Source organism: Pseudomonas sp. B6002, from assembly GCF_013385985.1.
Taxonomy (GTDB): Bacteria; Pseudomonadota; Gammaproteobacteria; order Pseudomonadales; family Pseudomonadaceae; genus Aquipseudomonas.
This window is the reverse complement of the sequence record NZ_JACAOY010000025.1, coordinates 139870-154953: the sequence shown is the minus strand read 5'-3', so window position 1 is coordinate 154953 and position 15084 is coordinate 139870. Positions and strand designations below refer to the sequence as shown.

The window sequence follows — 15084 nt, the reverse complement described above, 5'->3', positions numbered from 1 at the left end:
CTTGACTGAACACAACTTACTGAGGCGTTTTGGCCGGTAAGAGGTGTTCCTTGAACGGAAGGTCAGCGGGTACGCTGATTCCGCTGGCCAGCCACTGACTGCTCCACCCCAATATGAGGTTCTTGGACCAATCTGCAACCAATAGAAATTTTGGCACGAGCACAGACTCTTGCCACCACGAATCCTGCTGTACTGGCCCCAGGCTCAACAGCCCGACCGCCACAACCACCAGCAAGCCGCCACGTGCGGCGCCGAAGGCCATGCCGAGAAATCGATCGGTCCCGGAGAGGCCGGTGACACGTATCAACTCGCCAATAAGATAATTGACCATTGCCCCCACCAGCAGCGTGGCGATGAACATGATGGCGCAGCCCGCGATGACGCGAGCCGAAGGTGTCTCGATGTATCCGGCCAGGTAGACCGACAGTGAACCGCCGAACATCCAGGCTACGACTCCTGCAATGATCCAGGTCAGCAACGACAGCGCTTCTTTTACGAAGCCGCGGCTTAGACTGATCAAAGCGGAGATGGCGACGATGGCAACGATCGCCCAATCAACCCAGGTAAATGGCACAGTGCAGCCTATGGACAGATGAGGCGGCGCATTTTAGCAGAGCGCTGGGCTATCGGTAAGCTGTGATTACGGCTGCTTTGCAAATCAATAGGTTGGGGTTGGAATATCCGATTTCAACCTCACCCCAAAACCAATGTGGGAGCTGGCTTGCCTGCGATGGGGCCGGCACATTCAACATCACTGTTGACTGACCCACCGTCATCGCAGGCAAACCAGCTCCCACATTTGGCTTGCATTAGGCGGTATTAACCGCGCTCAGGCTGGAAACGGGTGACGAAACCCTTCAGGTTCTGCTGGCGATCCAGCAGGTCACGCAGGCGGTCCGCCTCGGCACGCTCGATCAGCGGCCCGATAAACACGCGGTTCTTGCCATCGGCACTGCGGATATAAGCGTTATAGCCCTGGCTGCGCAGCTTTTTCTGCAAGGCATCGGCACCTTCACGGTTGCCCAGGCTGGCAACCTGGATGGACCAACTGATCGGCAAGCCATTCGGGTCGATGCGGCTCTGACCCACATCCGGCTTACCCGGCGCAGCCGGTTGCGGCGCTACGGGCTTGGGTGCAGGTGCCGGGGCGACAGGCTTGGCCGCAGCCACCGGCGCAGCAGGCGCCGGCTTGACCACTGGCACACTCGGCTGCACAGGCGCAGACGGCGGTTGCTGGGCGGCCACTTCCGCATCGCTCGGCACCGGCTCTTCTTCCGGCAACGCCTGAGGTTCGGGCACCACCACCGGCTCAACCTGCACCTGAGGCACAGCGGGCGCCTGGGGCGCAGCCGGGGCTTCTACGACCACTTGGCGCTGCTCGTCCTGGCGGGAAAACAGCATCGGCAGAAAAATCACCGCCAACGCCACCAGAACCAGGGCTCCGACCATTCGCTGCTTGTATGCGCTATCCAGTAATGCCATGTGCAGCTTCCTCCGTGGAGCGCCGGGCCAACCACTCAAGCGCCTCGGCAACACAATAAAATGATCCGAACAACAGGATTTCGTCCTCGGCCGTTGCCACCGCACACTGCGCTTCAAGCGCCGCGGTGACGCTTGCATACGACGCCACCGGCGCACCAAGGTTCTGCAACGCCACTTCCAGCTCGGCGGCCGGGCGGCTGCGCGGCGTATCCAGCGGCGCTACAGCCCAGGCCTGGACATTGCCCAGCAAAGGCGCGACCACGCCCTCCAGGTCCTTGTCGGCGAGCAAGCCAAACACTGCAAGGCGGCGCCCCACCGGCGGCGTGCGGGACAGGCGTTGCGCCAGGTACTCGGCGGCATGGGGGTTGTGCCCCACGTCCAACAACAGGTTCAGGCGCTTGCCCTGCCATTCGAACTCACGACGATCCAGACGCCCCACCACGCGAGTCGCCAACAAGGTGGCGGCGATCTGCTCGGCATTCCACGGCAGGTCCAGCAGCAGATAAGCCTGCAGTGCCAGCGCGGCGTTCTCCATCGGCAGGTTCAGCAACGGCAGGTCGCGTAGCTCGACAACCTGGCCGCGCACATCACGCCCACGCCATTGCCAGGATTGAGCACCAATATCGAGATTGAATTCGCGACCACGCAGGAAGAACGGGCAATCCAGTTCGCGCACCTTGTCGAGCAAGGTGTGCGGCGGGTCAAGATCACCACACAGCGCCGGCTTGCCCTGACGGAAGATCCCGGCCTTTTCAAAGGCCACGGATTCGCGGGTATTGCCCAGGTAATCAGCGTGATCCACACCAATGCTGGTGATCAACGCCAGGTCGGCGTCCACCACATTGACCGTGTCCAGGCGCCCGCCCAGGCCAACTTCCAGCACGACCACATCCAGCTGGGCGCGCTCGAACAGCCAGAACGCCGCCAGGGTGCCCATTTCGAAGTAGGTCAGGGAAATCTCGCCACGCCCGGCATCGAGTGCGGCGAAGGCTTCGCAGAGTTGCGCGTCAGTGGCTTCGACGCCATTGAGCTGCACCCGCTCGTTGTAACGCAGCAGGTGCGGGGAATTGTACACGCCCACTTTCAGCCCTTGGGCTTGCAGCAGCGCGGCGACAAAGGCGCAGGTAGAGCCTTTGCCGTTGGTGCCGGTCACCGTGATCACTCGCGGTGCCGGGCGGCCCAACCCGAGGCGGGCCGCTACCTGTTGCGAGCGCTCCAGGCCCATGTCGATGGCGGACGGATGCAACTGCTCAAGGTAGGCGAGCCATTCGCCCAGGGTACGTTGGGTCATAGGTTTGCTGGCACCGGTGGCACAACGATGGGTTCGACTTTAGGCGCAACGTAGACAGGCGTCGGCAGGCCCATCATCTGTGCCAGCAAGTTACCCAGGCGCGGGCGCAGCTCGCCACGCGGGATGATCAGGTCGATCGCGCCGTGCTCCAGCAGGAATTCGCTACGCTGGAAGCCTTCCGGCAGTTTTTCACGCACGGTCTGCTCGATCACACGCGGGCCGGCAAAGCCGATCAGGGCCTTTGGCTCGCCAACGATCACGTCACCCAGCATCGCCAGGCTGGCGGAAACGCCGCCGTAGACCGGGTCGGTCAGCACGGAGATGAACGGAATGCCTTCTTCACGCAAACGCGCCAGTACCGCCGAGGTCTTGGCCATTTGCATCAGGGAGATCAGGGCTTCCTGCATGCGCGCACCACCGGAGGCGGCGAAGCAGATCATCGGGCAACGGTTTTCCAGGGCGTAGTTGGCAGCGCGCACAAAGCGCTCGCCGACGATGGCACCCATGGAGCCGCCCATGAACGAGAACTCGAACGCCGAAACGACGACGGGCATGCCCAACAGCTTGCCGCTGACGGAGATCAGCGCGTCTTTCTCGCCGGTCTGCTTCTGCGCACCGACCAGACGGTCCTTGTACTTCTTGCTGTCGCGGAACTTGAGACGGTCAACCGGCTCCAGGTCAGCACCCAGCTCGTTGCGGCCTTCGGCATCCAGGAAGATGTCGATGCGGGCGCGGGCGCCGATACGCATGTGGTGGTTGCACTTGGGGCAAACGTCCAGGGTCTTTTCCAGCTCCGGGCGGTACAGCACCGCGTCGCAGGATGGGCACTTGTGCCACAGACCTTCAGGAACCGAGCTTTTCTTCACCTCGGAACGCATGATCGAAGGGATCAGTTTGTCTACTAACCAGTTGCTCATGCTTTCTTTCTCCAGTACCGGTGGCTTGAACACAGCCCCGCGTATGCCCTTGAGCTAAATTCATATGTGGCGATGACGCATGCAGGACGGGGTCAGGTGTTCGACCGGCCATTTCCTGCACATATCCTCAGCCTTCCAGACAACCTGCCAGTGCAAGGTTGCCACTTCATTTCCGGGCCTCCCGCAGGCGGCACCGGTGCTGTTTCACACAGTGGTAGTTATGGACGGCGGCAGACTGCCAGCCGTCACATCCCGCCACTGCTGTTGCGCACGGCCTGCATGAATGCGCGAATCTTGCTGTGATCCTTGATGCCCTTGCCCTGCTCCACCCCACCGCTGACATCCACGGCATACGGGTGCACCTGCTCGATCGCAGCCCCGACATTCGCGGGGTTGAGCCCGCCCGCCAGGATGATCGGCTTGCTCAGCCCCTCGGGAATCAGCGACCAATCGAACGCCTCGCCGGTACCGCCGGGTACGCCTTCGACATAGGTGTCCAGCAAAATCCCGCGAGCGCCGGTGTAGGCTGCGCATGCCGCCGCGATATCGTCACCGGCCTTGACGCGCAACGCCTTGATGTACGGGCGCTGGTAGCTCTCGCATTCGTCAGGGCTTTCGTCACCGTGAAACTGCAGCATGTCCAGTTGCACGGCATCCAGGGTTTCGTTGAGTTCGCAGCGGCTGGCGTTGACGAACAACCCCACGGTGGTCACGAACGGTGGCAGTGCCGCGATGATCGCCCGCGCCTGCAACACAGTCACCGCGCGCGGGCTCTTGGCATAAAACACGAAACCGATGGCATCCGCCCCCGCCTCGACTGCCGCCAGCGCGTCTTCTATGCGGGTAATCCCGCAAATCTTGCTGCGAACGGCGGACATGTCGTAAAAACCTCAGGCATCGGACCGATAAAGTCCCGGATGGTAACAAAAGCTTTTCCGGGCGTCAGCCGCCAAGTTCGCTGAAGCCGGTGAGGAAGTGCGGCCCGATGAAACGATCCGGCAATTCGAACTCGTCGCGGTACTCCACGTCCACCAGGTACAGGCCAAAGGGGTGAGCCGTCACGCCACCGGTACGGCGGATCCGGCTTTCCAGCACTTCCTTGGCCCATTCCACCGGGCGCTCGCCCGTGCCGATGGTCATCAGTACACCCGCGATGTTGCGCACCATATGGTGCAGGAACGCCCCGGCGCGGATATCCAGCACGATCATCTTGCCGTGGCGGGTCACCCGCAGGTGGTGGACTTCCTTGATCGGCGACTTGGCCTGGCACTGGCCGGCACGGAACGCACTGAAGTCATGCACACCCACCAGATACTGCGCGGCCTCGGCCATGCGGTCGGCGTCCAACGGGCGGTGGTTCCAGGTGATTTCTTCGTTGAGGTGCGCCGGGCGGATCTGATCGTTGTAGATCACGTAGCGGTAACGCCGGGCGATGGCCTTGAAGCGCGCATGAAAGTGCGCAGGCATGACCTTGGCCCAACTGACGCTGACGTCATGGGGCAAATTGATATTAGCGCCCATGACCCACGCCTTCATCGAGCGCTCGGCCTGGGTATCGAAGTGCACCACCTGGCCACAGGCGTGAACGCCGGCGTCCGTGCGCCCGGCGCACATCAGCGAGACGGGCGAGTCGGCGACCTTCGACAAGGCGTTTTCCAGGGTTTCCTGCACCGTGGGCACACCCGAGGCCTGGCGCTGCCAGCCGCGATAGCGCGAGCCTTTGTATTCCACGCCCAGGGCGATGCGGTAAAAGCCTGCGGCCGCCATTTCGGCGGCCGGGTTATCTATATTTGCCAAGAACTGAGAGCCTGATGAGTTGCGCAAAGGTGGCCATTATGCCGATTTGTGTGGGAGCTGGCTTGCCTGCGATGCAAGCGACGCGGTCTTTGCAGCCAAACCGAGTCGAGACTATCGCCGGCAAGCCGGCCCCTACAATGCAAAACGGCGACTCGAAGGTCGCCATTGCGTCAACAATGGCCTGTTATGCCAGTCGGCCGAGCATTTCCTTGGCCTCGCCGCGCTGGGCCTCGTCACCCTCGGTCAACACTTCGCTGAGGATGTCCCGCGCGCCGTCGGCATCCCCCATATCGATATAGGCCTGGGCCAGGTCCAGCTTGGTCGCGACCTCATCGGTGCCGGAGAGGAAATCGAACTCCGGCTCATCGCCCCCCAGCGCCGCGTCTTCAGCAGTGAAGGACGGCTCGATAGGCGGATGCTCCAGGCTCTGGGACAGGCGATCCAGCTCAGCGTTGACATCATCCAGTTCCGACGCAAATGCATCAGGCTTGGCGGCAGCAGGCGTCTCTGGCTCATCGGCCAGGGACAGGTCGAAGTCTTCCGGCAGGTCGAAATCGTCCAGCGCAGCCGGTGTGAGGGTCGGCGGCTCAACGGCTGGGACGTCCTTCATCTGGTCTTCAAGACCCGAAAGGAAGTCGTCATCGGACTGCACAGAGGTCGGCGCGTCCAGTCGCAGGTCCAGGTCAAAGTCCGACAGGTCGTCCGGGCTGGCCTTGGCTTCGGTCTGCTGTTGCAGCACCGACTCAAAGCTCAACTCATCATCCGGATTGACCACAGCCGGGGAAGCGGCCTCCAGGTCGTCCAGGCTCAGGTCGAAGTCGGTGTCGAACGCATCAGCCTCAGGAGCCGGCGTCGGTGCCGGTGCGGCCGGCTTGTCTTCCAGCAGGTCCTTGACGTACTGGGCGTCCAGTGCAGCGGCGGCAACCGCGGCGCTGACACCGGCCGCCAACACGGCCATGGCCGGGAAACGCGACTTGAGCTGCTCGACCTGGGCATGGTTTTCACCATTGGCCACCAGTTGGCGCTCCTGGGTCACGAAACCGTCCTTATCGTTTTGCAGACCGTAGACTTCCATCAGCTTCAAACGCAGGTCGCTGCGCTTTGGCTCGTGCTTGATCGCCTGCTCCAGCACATCGGCGGCCTGGTTCAGGTGGCCGCGATCGATATGGGACTGGGCCTGAGCCAGGGCATCGCTGGAATTCATCGGCGCCACTGCAACGGCCAACGGTGCGAGCACGGAGGCCACGGTTGGTGTGATTACCGGCTCCTCAACCACCGGGGCGGGGGTTGGGGCCGCTGCCAGCTTTACATTGGGAGCAGGTACCTCCAGGCCTTCGAAGCTGTCTGGTGGCAGGTCATGATCAAGGTTGGAGGTGAACTCTGGCTCTTCCGCCAGCGCCCGCGCCATGCGCAGGTGTTTTTCCTCCTCGCGGCGAGCATTGCGATGACGCGCCCACAGCAGCAGGAGCAACAACACCACCAGGCCTGCCGCACCGCCGACCACGCCGAGCACGATCGGGTTGGTCAGCAGGTCATTGAATTTGTCTTCGGTCGTGGCAGGCGCGGCTTGCGGCTTGATCGGCTCGGGGGCCGGCGCAGCGGCCTCCGGGGTCGCAGGCGCAGGCGTGGCAGGTGCCGCGGCGGCCGGAGCGTTGGCCAACTGAGCCGGCATCGCTGCCGTCGCAGGAGCAGCAGCCGGGTCGCCTTTTTCGGCCTGCAAGCGCGCCAGCTGATCATTTTTCAGCTGGATCAGCTTTTGCAGCTTGTCCAACTGGCTTTGCAGGTCGGCCGCGCGGCTTTTCAGTTCTTCGTTGTCGCGACGGGTGGTGTCCAGTTGTTCCTGGGTCATCGCCAGCTTGTCGCTCAGGGCACGGTTGTCACCCGCCTTGCCCTTCGCGCCTTTTTTGGCGGACTCGGCCGAGACCAGGCTCAAATTGTCTTGGGCATTGGTCGTCGATGGCGCACTGCCCGCCTGGGTCCGCTTGGTGGCGTCCAGTTGCTGCTTGCCGGCCACCGGGTTCGTCGCCGCGCGACGGCCCTGGCGCCAGGCATTGTTCTGCGCGGTCACCTCGGCAATGGCCTTCGATTGCGGCAGGCTGGTGGCTTGCACACGATCCGGCAGGCGCAGGACCTGGCCGGTTTTCAGGCGGTTGATGTTGCCGTCGATGAAGGCATCCGGATTAAGCGCCTGGATGGCCAGCATCGTTTGCTGCACCGACGCGCCATTGCGGTTCTTCTCGGCAATTTCCCACAAGGTGTCGCGTGATGTCGTGGTGTGCTGGGCCGGTTTGCTGACAGCAGGTGCGGTACTCGCCGGCGTGTTCGCGCGCACGACGGGCGCAGGCGCTGCTGTCGGTGCAGGTGCCGATTGGTCAAACTTGGCCGGGTCGAGCAGCACGCTGTAGTCGCGCATCAGGCGGCCATTGGGCCATTGCACCTGCAACAGGAAACGCACGTAGGAATCGGGCAGCGGCTTGCTGGAGGTGACACGCACCACACTGCGGCCGTTCGGGTTGATGACGGGGGTAAACGTCAGGTCATTGAGGAACGCCTGGCGATCGACACCCGCGTCCACAAACGCCTGGGACGACGCCAGGCTCGGCGTGATCTCGGACGCGGTGAGGCCACCGACATCTAGCAGTTCGATTTCCACCGACAACGGCTGGTTCAACTTCGACTTGAGGGTCATCTCCCCCAGCTGCAGCGCCTGCGCCATACCGGAGGACAGCGCCGAGGCGGCCGCTATTGCTAACACCAGTTTGCGAACTTGAACCATAGCCTCATCCTTTGTTTGAACACTCCCCGGCCCGCGAGAAGGTTGGTAACCGCTGCCATAAGGCATGGCGAGCCGATAGGTCACCGACGCGCATCTTTTGCTGCTTGGGGCCAAGCATAGCGCCTGGCTAGAATCAATCTACAAATTGCCGCCAAGTATCTTTTACACAAGGCCTTTTATCAACAACTGCGCCAGCTGTACCGCATTCAGGGCGGCGCCTTTGCGTACGTTATCTGACGTCAGCCACAGATTTAGTTCCGCGGGGTCATCCACACCTGCGCGAACCCGGCCCACGTAGACCACGTCCTGGCCCACCGCATCGCCCACGGCCGTTGGGTAATCCCCCTCCTCGACCAGCTCGATACCCGGTGCGGCGTCAAGCACGCGGTTGACCGCTGCCAGATCGACCGGCGCGCCCAATTGCAATGACACAGTCAGGCTATCGCCAAAAAACACCGGGGCTTGAACGCAGGTTGCGGAAATCTTCAGCAAAGGCATTTCCAGCACGGCGCGCAGCTCGTGTACGAGGCGCTTCTCCAGGGCTGTATGACCTTGGGCATCTGACTTGCCGACCTGGGCCAGCAGGTTGAAGGCTACCTGGCGATCAAAAAACTGAGGTTCCATCGGGCGTACGTTCAACAGCTCGGCCGTTTGACGAGCCAACTCGCTGACGGCTTCGCGGCCTTGGGCAGAGATTGCAAGGTTGGCAGTGACACTGACACGCTGGATGTCCAGCAAGCTGCGCAATGGCGCCAGCACCACCGCCAGATTGGTGGCCGATGGGCTTGGGCTGCCGAGCTGAAACGGCTTCTTCAGACCATCAAGTACGTGGGCATTGGCTTCCGGCACGACTTGGGGTGCCTGGTCACCCGGCAAGGCGCCAGACAGGTCGATCACCGAGCAACCCGCCGCCGTTGCGCGCGGGGCGAAGCTCAAGGTCACGGCCGGGCCCGCGGCAAAGAACGCCAGCTGCACCTTGCTGAAGTCGAACTCGTCGACTTCCTTGACCCGCACGTTCTTGCCGCGAAACGGCACCGACGCACCCGCCGAGTTGCTGCCAGCCAGCAAATGCAGGGCGCCCACCGGGAAGTCCAGTTCTTCGAGGATCTGCACCAGGGTTTCACCGACAGTGCCGGTGGCGCCAATCACGGCGATATCAAAGGTCTGGGTCATGGGGGCTGCCTCGGGCATTGCGGGGGGAGCGGCACTTTACCGGGTGGTGGGGTAATTGGGCCAGTTTTTGTGGTGAAGCTGATGGCCCCATCGCAGGCAAGCCAGCTCCCACATTTGACCGTGCTCACAAATCGAAATGTGGGAGCTGGCTTGCCTGCGATAGCGCCTCAAGAACAACAAAAAACCCGCGTCTGTCACCAGTCGCGGGTTTCTCTGATTGCCTTACGCGATCAACGCTCCAGCAAGATCCGCAGCATGCGGCGCAGCGGTTCGGCCGCGCCCCACAGCAGTTGGTCGCCAACGGTGAACGCGCCCAGGTACTGGGTGCCCATGTTCAGCTTGCGCAGGCGGCCCACCGGTACGTTCAGGGTGCCGGTGACCTTGGTCGGGCTCAGCTCCTGCATGCTGATGTCGCGGTTGTTCGGCACCAGCTTGACCCATGGGTTGTGCTGGCTGATCAACGCTTCGATATCGGCGATCGGCACGTCTTTGTTCAGCTTGATGGTCAGCGCCTGGCTGTGGCAGCGCATCGCGCCGATACGCACGCAGATGCCATCCACCGGGATCGGGTTCTTGAAGCGGCCGAGGATCTTGTTGGTCTCGGCCTGGGCCTTCCACTCTTCACGGCTCTGGCCGTTCGGCAGTTCCTTGTCGATCCACGGGATCAGGCTACCGGCCAATGGCACGCCGAAGTTCTCGGTCGGGTACGCATCGCTGCGCATGGCTTCGGCCACACGGCGGTCGATGTCGAGGATCGCGCTGGCCGGGTCGGCCAGTTGATCGGCCACGGCGGCGTGGGTCGCGCCCATCTGCTTGATCAGTTCACGCATGTTCTGCGCACCGGCACCGGAGGCCGCCTGATAAGTCATGGCGCTCATCCACTCGACCAGGCCAGCTTCGAACAGACCACCCAGGCCCATCAGCATCAGGCTGACGGTGCAGTTGCCGCCGACGTAGTTCTTGGTGCCCGCATCCAGCTGCTGGTCGATGACCTTGCGGTTCACCGGGTCGAGGATGATCACGGCGTCGTCCTGCATGCGCAGGCTTGACGCGGCGTCGATCCAGTAACCCTGCCAACCAGCTTCGCGCAGCTTGGGGAAGACTTCGCTGGTGTAGTCGCCACCCTGGCAGGTCACAATCACGTCGAGGGTTTTCAGCTCTTCAATGCTGTAGGCGTCCTTGAGCGGGGCAATATCCTTGCCCACGGACGGCCCTTGGCCACCCACGTTCGAAGTGGTGAAAAACACCGGCTCAATAAGATCGAAATCCTGCTCTTCCAGCATCCGCTGCATGAGCACGGAACCGACCATACCGCGCCAACCGATCAGACCTACACGTTTCATCGCAACTACACCTTGTTAAAAAGTGGGCCGCCTGCAGCAAACTTCTGCAAGGGGGCCCGAGAGATTACAGATTCCGCAGCGCGGCGACTACTGCGTCGCCCATTTCTTGCGTCCCAACCTTGGTGCAACCCTGCGACCAGATGTCGCCGGTGCGCAAACCCTGGTCCAGCACCAGGCTCACGGCCTTCTCGATGGCGTCGGCCGCTTCACTCAGGTTGAAGCTGTAACGCAGCATCATCGACACCGACAGAATGGTCGCCAGCGGGTTGGCAATGCCTTGTCCTGCGATGTCCGGTGCAGAACCGTGGCAAGGCTCGTACATGCCCTTGTTGTTGGTGTCCAGGGACGCCGACGGCAGCATGCCGATGGAACCGGTGAGCATCGAGGCCTGGTCGGACAGTATGTCGCCGAACAGGTTGTCGGTGACGATCACGTCGAACTGCTTGGGTGCGCGCACCAGTTGCATGGCGGCGTTGTCGACGTACATGTGGCTCAGTTCGACATCCGGGTAGTCCTTGGCCACTTCTTCGACGATTTCACGCCACAGCTGGCTGGAGGCCAACACGTTGGCCTTGTCGACCGAGCAGACCTTCTTGCCACGCACGCGGGCCATGTCGAAGCCGACACGAGCGATACGGCGGATTTCGCTCTCGCTGTACGGCAGGGTGTCGTAGGCCTGGCGCTCGCCGTTTTCCAGCTCGCGCACGCCGCGTGGCGAGCCGAAGTAGATACCGCCGGTCAGCTCGCGCACGATCAGGATGTCCAGGCCCGCGACCACTTCCGGCTTGAGGCTCGAGGCGTCAGCCAGTTGCGGGTAGAGGATCGCCGGGCGCAGGTTGCCGAACAGGCCCAATTGCGCACGGATCTTCAGCAGGCCGCGCTCAGGGCGAATGTCGCGCTCGATCTTGTCCCATTTCGGGCCACCCACGGCGCCGAGCAGTACGGCGTCGGCCGCACGGGCACGGTCCAGGGTCTCATCGGCCAGCGGTACGCCGTGCTTGTCGATGGCGGCGCCGCCGATCACGTCGTGGCTCAGTTCGAAGCCCAGGCTGTACTTGCTGTTGGCGAGTTCCAGGACTTTGACCGCTTCGGCCATGATTTCCGGACCAATACCGTCGCCAGGGAGAATCAGAATCTGCTTGCTCATGGGTTCCTCATTTCATCAAGCGACCTGCCCGCGGGCAGGTCGGGAAAAATCAATCAGCGTTCGGCAAAGACCACCAGCACGTCGGTACTGAAGGTGCCGTCGGCTTGAATGTCGTAGTAATCACGCACTTCCTGACCCATCGCCTGTTGCAGCTCAAGGATGGCTGCGCGCAGCACCTCTGGCGTGCGCATGCGCTCGACCCACGAGGTGTATTCCAGGCGCAAGCGCTGGCGGCTGCTGTTGCGCACATGCAGGCCGGACTCGCTGAGCTGCTGCATCCACTCGGCGGCGCTGTAGTCGCGCACGTGGCTGGTGTCGCGCAGCACTTCGACGGTTTGCAGGTAAGTGTCCAACAGCGGGCTGCCCGGTGACAAGACGTCGACAAAGGCCGCCACGCCGCCCGGCTTCAGCACCCGGCGCACTTCGCGCAGGGCCAGGCCGAGGTCGCTCCAGTGGTGGGCCGAGTAACGGCTGAACACGAAGTCGAACTCAGCATCGGCGAACGGCAAACGCTCGGCGGCGCCGTGCACGGTGCGGATGTTGCCCAGGTTACGGTCCTTCGCAGCAGCTGCGACCACGTCGAGCATCTGCTGGGACAGGTCGTAGGCCACCACTTCGTTGACCAGCGGCGCCACGTGGAAGCTGACATGACCGGCACCACACCCCAAATCCAGCAGTCGCGCACTGCCCTGCCCGGCCAGTTCGGCCTGCAGCAGAGCAAATTCGGTGCCTTGGGCGTGCACGGCACTGCTCAGGTAGGCGGAGGCTTGCTCGCCGAATTGTTTTTGCACGACTTGGGTGTGGGCGGTGCCGGTCATGGTGGTTTTCCTTGGGTTTTGGGGTGTTGGTACGGGCGCTATCGCAGGCAAGCCAGCTCCCACAGTTGGAATGCATTCCAATGTGGGAGCCGGGCTTGCCCGCGATGGGGCCCGCACGGTCTACCGCCAATCAGGCATCGCGAAACAACCAGGGCTGGCTCGCCCGGTGCCTGGCCTCAAACGCGGCAATCGCATCGCCGTCCTGCAAGGTCAGGCCGATGTCGTCCAGGCCATTGAGCAGGCAGTGCTTGCGGAAAGCATCCACTTCAAAGTGATACACCTTGCCATCCGGACGGGTCACGGTTTGCGCGGCCAGGTCGACGGTGAGCTGGTAGCCCTCCTCGGCTTCCACTTGCTTGAACAGCTCATCCACTTCGGCATCGCTCAGGATGATCGGCAGCAAGCCGTTCTTGAAGCTGTTGTTGAAGAAGATGTCGGCATAACTCGGCGCGATGATGCTGCGAAAGCCATATTCTTCCAGGGCCCATGGCGCGTGTTCACGGCTGGAACCGCAACCGAAGTTCTCGCGGGCCAGCAGCACGCTGGCGCCTTGGTAACGCTCGGCGTTGAGCACGAAGTCCTTGTTCAGCGGGCGCTTGGAGTTGTCCTGGTAGGCGTAGCCCACGTCCAGGTAACGCCACTCGTCGAACAGGTTAGGGCCGAAACCGGTGCGTTTGATCGACTTCAAGAACTGCTTGGGGATGATCTGGTCGGTGTCGACGTTGGCACGGTCCAAAGGAGCGACAAGGCCGGTGTGTTGGGTAAAAGCACGCATCGGGTATTCCTCAGATCAATTCGCGAACGTCGATGAAACGACCGTTGACGGCAGCAGCAGCGGCCATGGCCGGGCTGACCAGGTGAGTACGCCCACCGGCACCCTGGCGGCCTTCGAAGTTACGGTTGGAGGTAGACGCGCAATGCTCGCCCGACTCCAAACGGTCCGGGTTCATCGCCAGGCACATCGAGCAGCCTGGCTCGCGCCATTCAAAACCGGCCTCGAGGAAAATCTTGTCCAGGCCTTCGGCTTCGGCTTGCGCCTTCACCAGGCCTGAGCCCGGCACCACGATGGCTTGCTTGATGGTCGAGGCCACCTTGCGGCCCTTGGCGATGACGGCTGCGGCGCGCAGGTCTTCGATCCGCGAGTTGGTGCAGGAACCGATAAATACGCGATCCAACTGAATGTCGGTGATGGCCTGGTTGGCCTGCAAACCCATGTACTTCAAGGCGCGCTCGATAGAACCACGCTTGACCAAATCGGCTTCTTTAGCCGGGTCCGGCACGTTCTGGTCGACGGCCAAGACCATTTCCGGCGAGGTGCCCCAGCTGACTTGCGGCTTGATCTGGGCAGCGTCGAGTTCAACCACGGTGTCGAACACCGCATCGGCGTCGGAGACCAGGTCTTTCCAGGCTTCAACGGCAGCGTCCCAGTCAGCACCCGCGGGTGCAAATGGACGACCTTTTACGTATTCAACGGTCTTTTCGTCCGCTGCCACCATGCCCACGCGGGCACCGGCTTCGATGGACATGTTGCAGATGGTCATGCGGCCTTCGATAGACAGGTCGCGGATGGCGCTGCCGGCGAACTCGATGGCGTGGCCGTTACCGCCGGCGGTGCCGATCTTGCCGATCACGGCGAGGACGATGTCCTTGGCGGTCACGCCGAACGGCAAGGTGCCCTCGACCTTGACCAACATGTTCTTCATCTTTTTGGCGACCAGGCACTGGGTGGCGAACACATGTTCCACCTCGGAGGTGCCGATGCCATGGGCCAGTGCGCCAAACGCACCGTGGGTGGAGGTGTGGGAGTCGCCGCAGACCACGGTCATGCCTGGCAAGGTGGCGCCCTGCTCCGGGCCGATCACGTGAACGATCCCTTGACGCACGTCATTCATCTTGAATTCGGTGATGCCATATTCGTCGCAATAGTCGTCGAGGGTCTGCACCTGCAAGCGCGACACCTGGTCGGCGATGGCGTCGATGCCACCTTTGCGCTCGGGGGTGGTCGGTACGTTGTGGTCCGGGGTGGCAATGATGGAGTCGACGCGCCAAGGCTTGCGCCCGGCCAGCCGCAGGCCTTCGAACGCTTGGGGCGAGGTCACTTCATGGATGATGTGACGGTCGATATAGATCAGCGACGAACCATCGTCGCGCCGTTTCACTTCATGGGAATCCCAAAGCTTGTCGTAAAGCGTTTTGCCGGCCATCAGTCGGTCCTCATCAGCGGTGTTTCATACGCCGGGCTTTTCAATAACCCTTTGGCTTGTGAGGCTGATGGTATGGCGCTACATTAAATAACTCAAATTCATATTTTTTATGCTTTGGATTACCAACTGGAATACC

Annotated in this window: 13 protein-coding genes; all 13 read right to left on the bottom strand. The window is 62.2% G+C overall.

The window, feature by feature from the left end; all coding sequences use genetic code 11:
• Positions 1-16 precede the first annotated feature (16 nt).
• Entirely contained in the window at positions 17-574 is a 558-nt protein-coding gene (locus tag HX792_RS25785) for a CvpA family protein (protein ID WP_003212681.1), read from the bottom strand.
• A 245-nt stretch (positions 575-819) separates the two neighbouring features.
• On the bottom strand, positions 820-1482 hold the full coding sequence (locus HX792_RS25780; RefSeq protein ID WP_176998728.1) for an SPOR domain-containing protein: 663 nt from the start codon (positions 1480-1482) through the stop codon (positions 820-822).
• Positions 1466-2773 (bottom strand): bifunctional tetrahydrofolate synthase/dihydrofolate synthase, encoded by a 1308-nt coding sequence (folC, locus tag HX792_RS25775; protein WP_176998727.1) that lies wholly within the window; start codon positions 2771-2773, stop codon positions 1466-1468. Before folC ends, HX792_RS25780 begins: the two co-directional genes overlap by 17 nt.
• A complete protein-coding gene (gene accD / locus HX792_RS25770; RefSeq protein ID WP_016976632.1) occupies positions 2770-3690 on the bottom strand; it encodes an acetyl-CoA carboxylase, carboxyltransferase subunit beta in 921 nt (306 codons plus the stop codon). Before accD ends, folC begins: the two co-directional genes overlap by 4 nt.
• 245 nt (positions 3691-3935) lie before the next feature.
• A complete protein-coding gene (locus HX792_RS25765) occupies positions 3936-4568 on the bottom strand; it encodes a phosphoribosylanthranilate isomerase (protein WP_176998726.1) in 633 nt (210 codons plus the stop codon).
• A 64-nt stretch (positions 4569-4632) separates the two neighbouring features.
• Positions 4633-5457: a tRNA pseudouridine(38-40) synthase TruA gene (truA, locus tag HX792_RS25760; protein ID WP_176998789.1), complete on the bottom strand. Its 825-nt coding sequence runs from the start codon at positions 5455-5457 to the stop codon at positions 4633-4635.
• 214 nt (positions 5458-5671) lie between these two features.
• Positions 5672-8263: a FimV family protein gene (locus tag HX792_RS25755; protein ID WP_176998725.1), complete on the bottom strand. Its 2592-nt coding sequence runs from the start codon at positions 8261-8263 to the stop codon at positions 5672-5674.
• A gap of 162 nt (positions 8264-8425) precedes the next feature.
• Positions 8426-9436 carry an aspartate-semialdehyde dehydrogenase gene (locus HX792_RS25750; protein WP_176998724.1) on the bottom strand — a complete coding sequence of 337 codons (1011 nt, stop codon included), beginning with the start codon at positions 9434-9436 and terminating at the stop codon, positions 8426-8428.
• 230 nt (positions 9437-9666) lie between these two features.
• Positions 9667-10779 carry an aspartate-semialdehyde dehydrogenase gene (gene asd / locus HX792_RS25745; RefSeq protein ID WP_176998723.1) on the bottom strand — a complete coding sequence of 371 codons (1113 nt, stop codon included), beginning with the start codon at positions 10777-10779 and terminating at the stop codon, positions 9667-9669.
• Positions 10780-10843: 64 nt separating this feature from the next.
• Positions 10844-11926 carry a 3-isopropylmalate dehydrogenase gene (gene leuB, locus HX792_RS25740; RefSeq protein ID WP_021491199.1) on the bottom strand — a complete coding sequence of 361 codons (1083 nt, stop codon included), beginning with the start codon at positions 11924-11926 and terminating at the stop codon, positions 10844-10846.
• Between the two features lie 53 nt (positions 11927-11979).
• The gene (locus HX792_RS25735) at positions 11980-12744 is read right to left on the bottom strand and encodes a class I SAM-dependent methyltransferase (RefSeq protein ID WP_176998722.1); all 765 of its coding nucleotides are present in this window, start codon (positions 12742-12744) and stop codon (positions 11980-11982) included.
• Positions 12745-12874: 130 nt separating this feature from the next.
• A complete protein-coding gene (gene leuD / locus HX792_RS25730) occupies positions 12875-13519 on the bottom strand; it encodes a 3-isopropylmalate dehydratase small subunit (RefSeq protein WP_176998721.1) in 645 nt (214 codons plus the stop codon).
• Between the two features lie 10 nt (positions 13520-13529).
• A complete protein-coding gene (gene leuC, locus HX792_RS25725; protein ID WP_176998720.1) occupies positions 13530-14948 on the bottom strand; it encodes a 3-isopropylmalate dehydratase large subunit in 1419 nt (472 codons plus the stop codon).
• Positions 14949-15084: the final 136 nt, after the last annotated feature.

What these genes read in the sequence shown, in the direction of transcription:
- HX792_RS25735 (WP_176998722.1), bottom strand. Translation starts at nt 12,744, where the DNA reads ATGACCGGCACCGCCCACACCCAAGTCGTGCAAAAACAATTCGGCGAG.
- leuB (WP_021491199.1), bottom strand. Translation starts at nt 11,926, where the DNA reads ATGAGCAAGCAGATTCTGATTCTCCCTGGCGACGGTATTGGTCCGGAA.
- HX792_RS25750 (WP_176998724.1), bottom strand. Translation starts at nt 9,436, where the DNA reads ATGACCCAGACCTTTGATATCGCCGTGATTGGCGCCACCGGCACTGTC.
- HX792_RS25755 (WP_176998725.1), bottom strand. Translation starts at nt 8,263, where the DNA reads ATGGTTCAAGTTCGCAAACTGGTGTTAGCAATAGCGGCCGCCTCGGCG.
- truA (WP_176998789.1), bottom strand. Translation starts at nt 5,457, where the DNA reads ATGGCGGCCGCAGGCTTTTACCGCATCGCCCTGGGCGTGGAATACAAA.
- accD (WP_016976632.1), bottom strand. Translation starts at nt 3,690, where the DNA reads ATGAGCAACTGGTTAGTAGACAAACTGATCCCTTCGATCATGCGTTCC.
- folC (WP_176998727.1), bottom strand. Translation starts at nt 2,773, where the DNA reads ATGACCCAACGTACCCTGGGCGAATGGCTCGCCTACCTTGAGCAGTTG.
- HX792_RS25765 (WP_176998726.1), bottom strand. Translation starts at nt 4,568, where the DNA reads ATGTCCGCCGTTCGCAGCAAGATTTGCGGGATTACCCGCATAGAAGAC.
- leuD (WP_176998721.1), bottom strand. Translation starts at nt 13,519, where the DNA reads ATGCGTGCTTTTACCCAACACACCGGCCTTGTCGCTCCTTTGGACCGT.
- leuC (WP_176998720.1), bottom strand. Translation starts at nt 14,948, where the DNA reads ATGGCCGGCAAAACGCTTTACGACAAGCTTTGGGATTCCCATGAAGTG.
- asd (WP_176998723.1), bottom strand. Translation starts at nt 10,779, where the DNA reads ATGAAACGTGTAGGTCTGATCGGTTGGCGCGGTATGGTCGGTTCCGTG.
- HX792_RS25780 (WP_176998728.1), bottom strand. Translation starts at nt 1,482, where the DNA reads ATGGCATTACTGGATAGCGCATACAAGCAGCGAATGGTCGGAGCCCTG.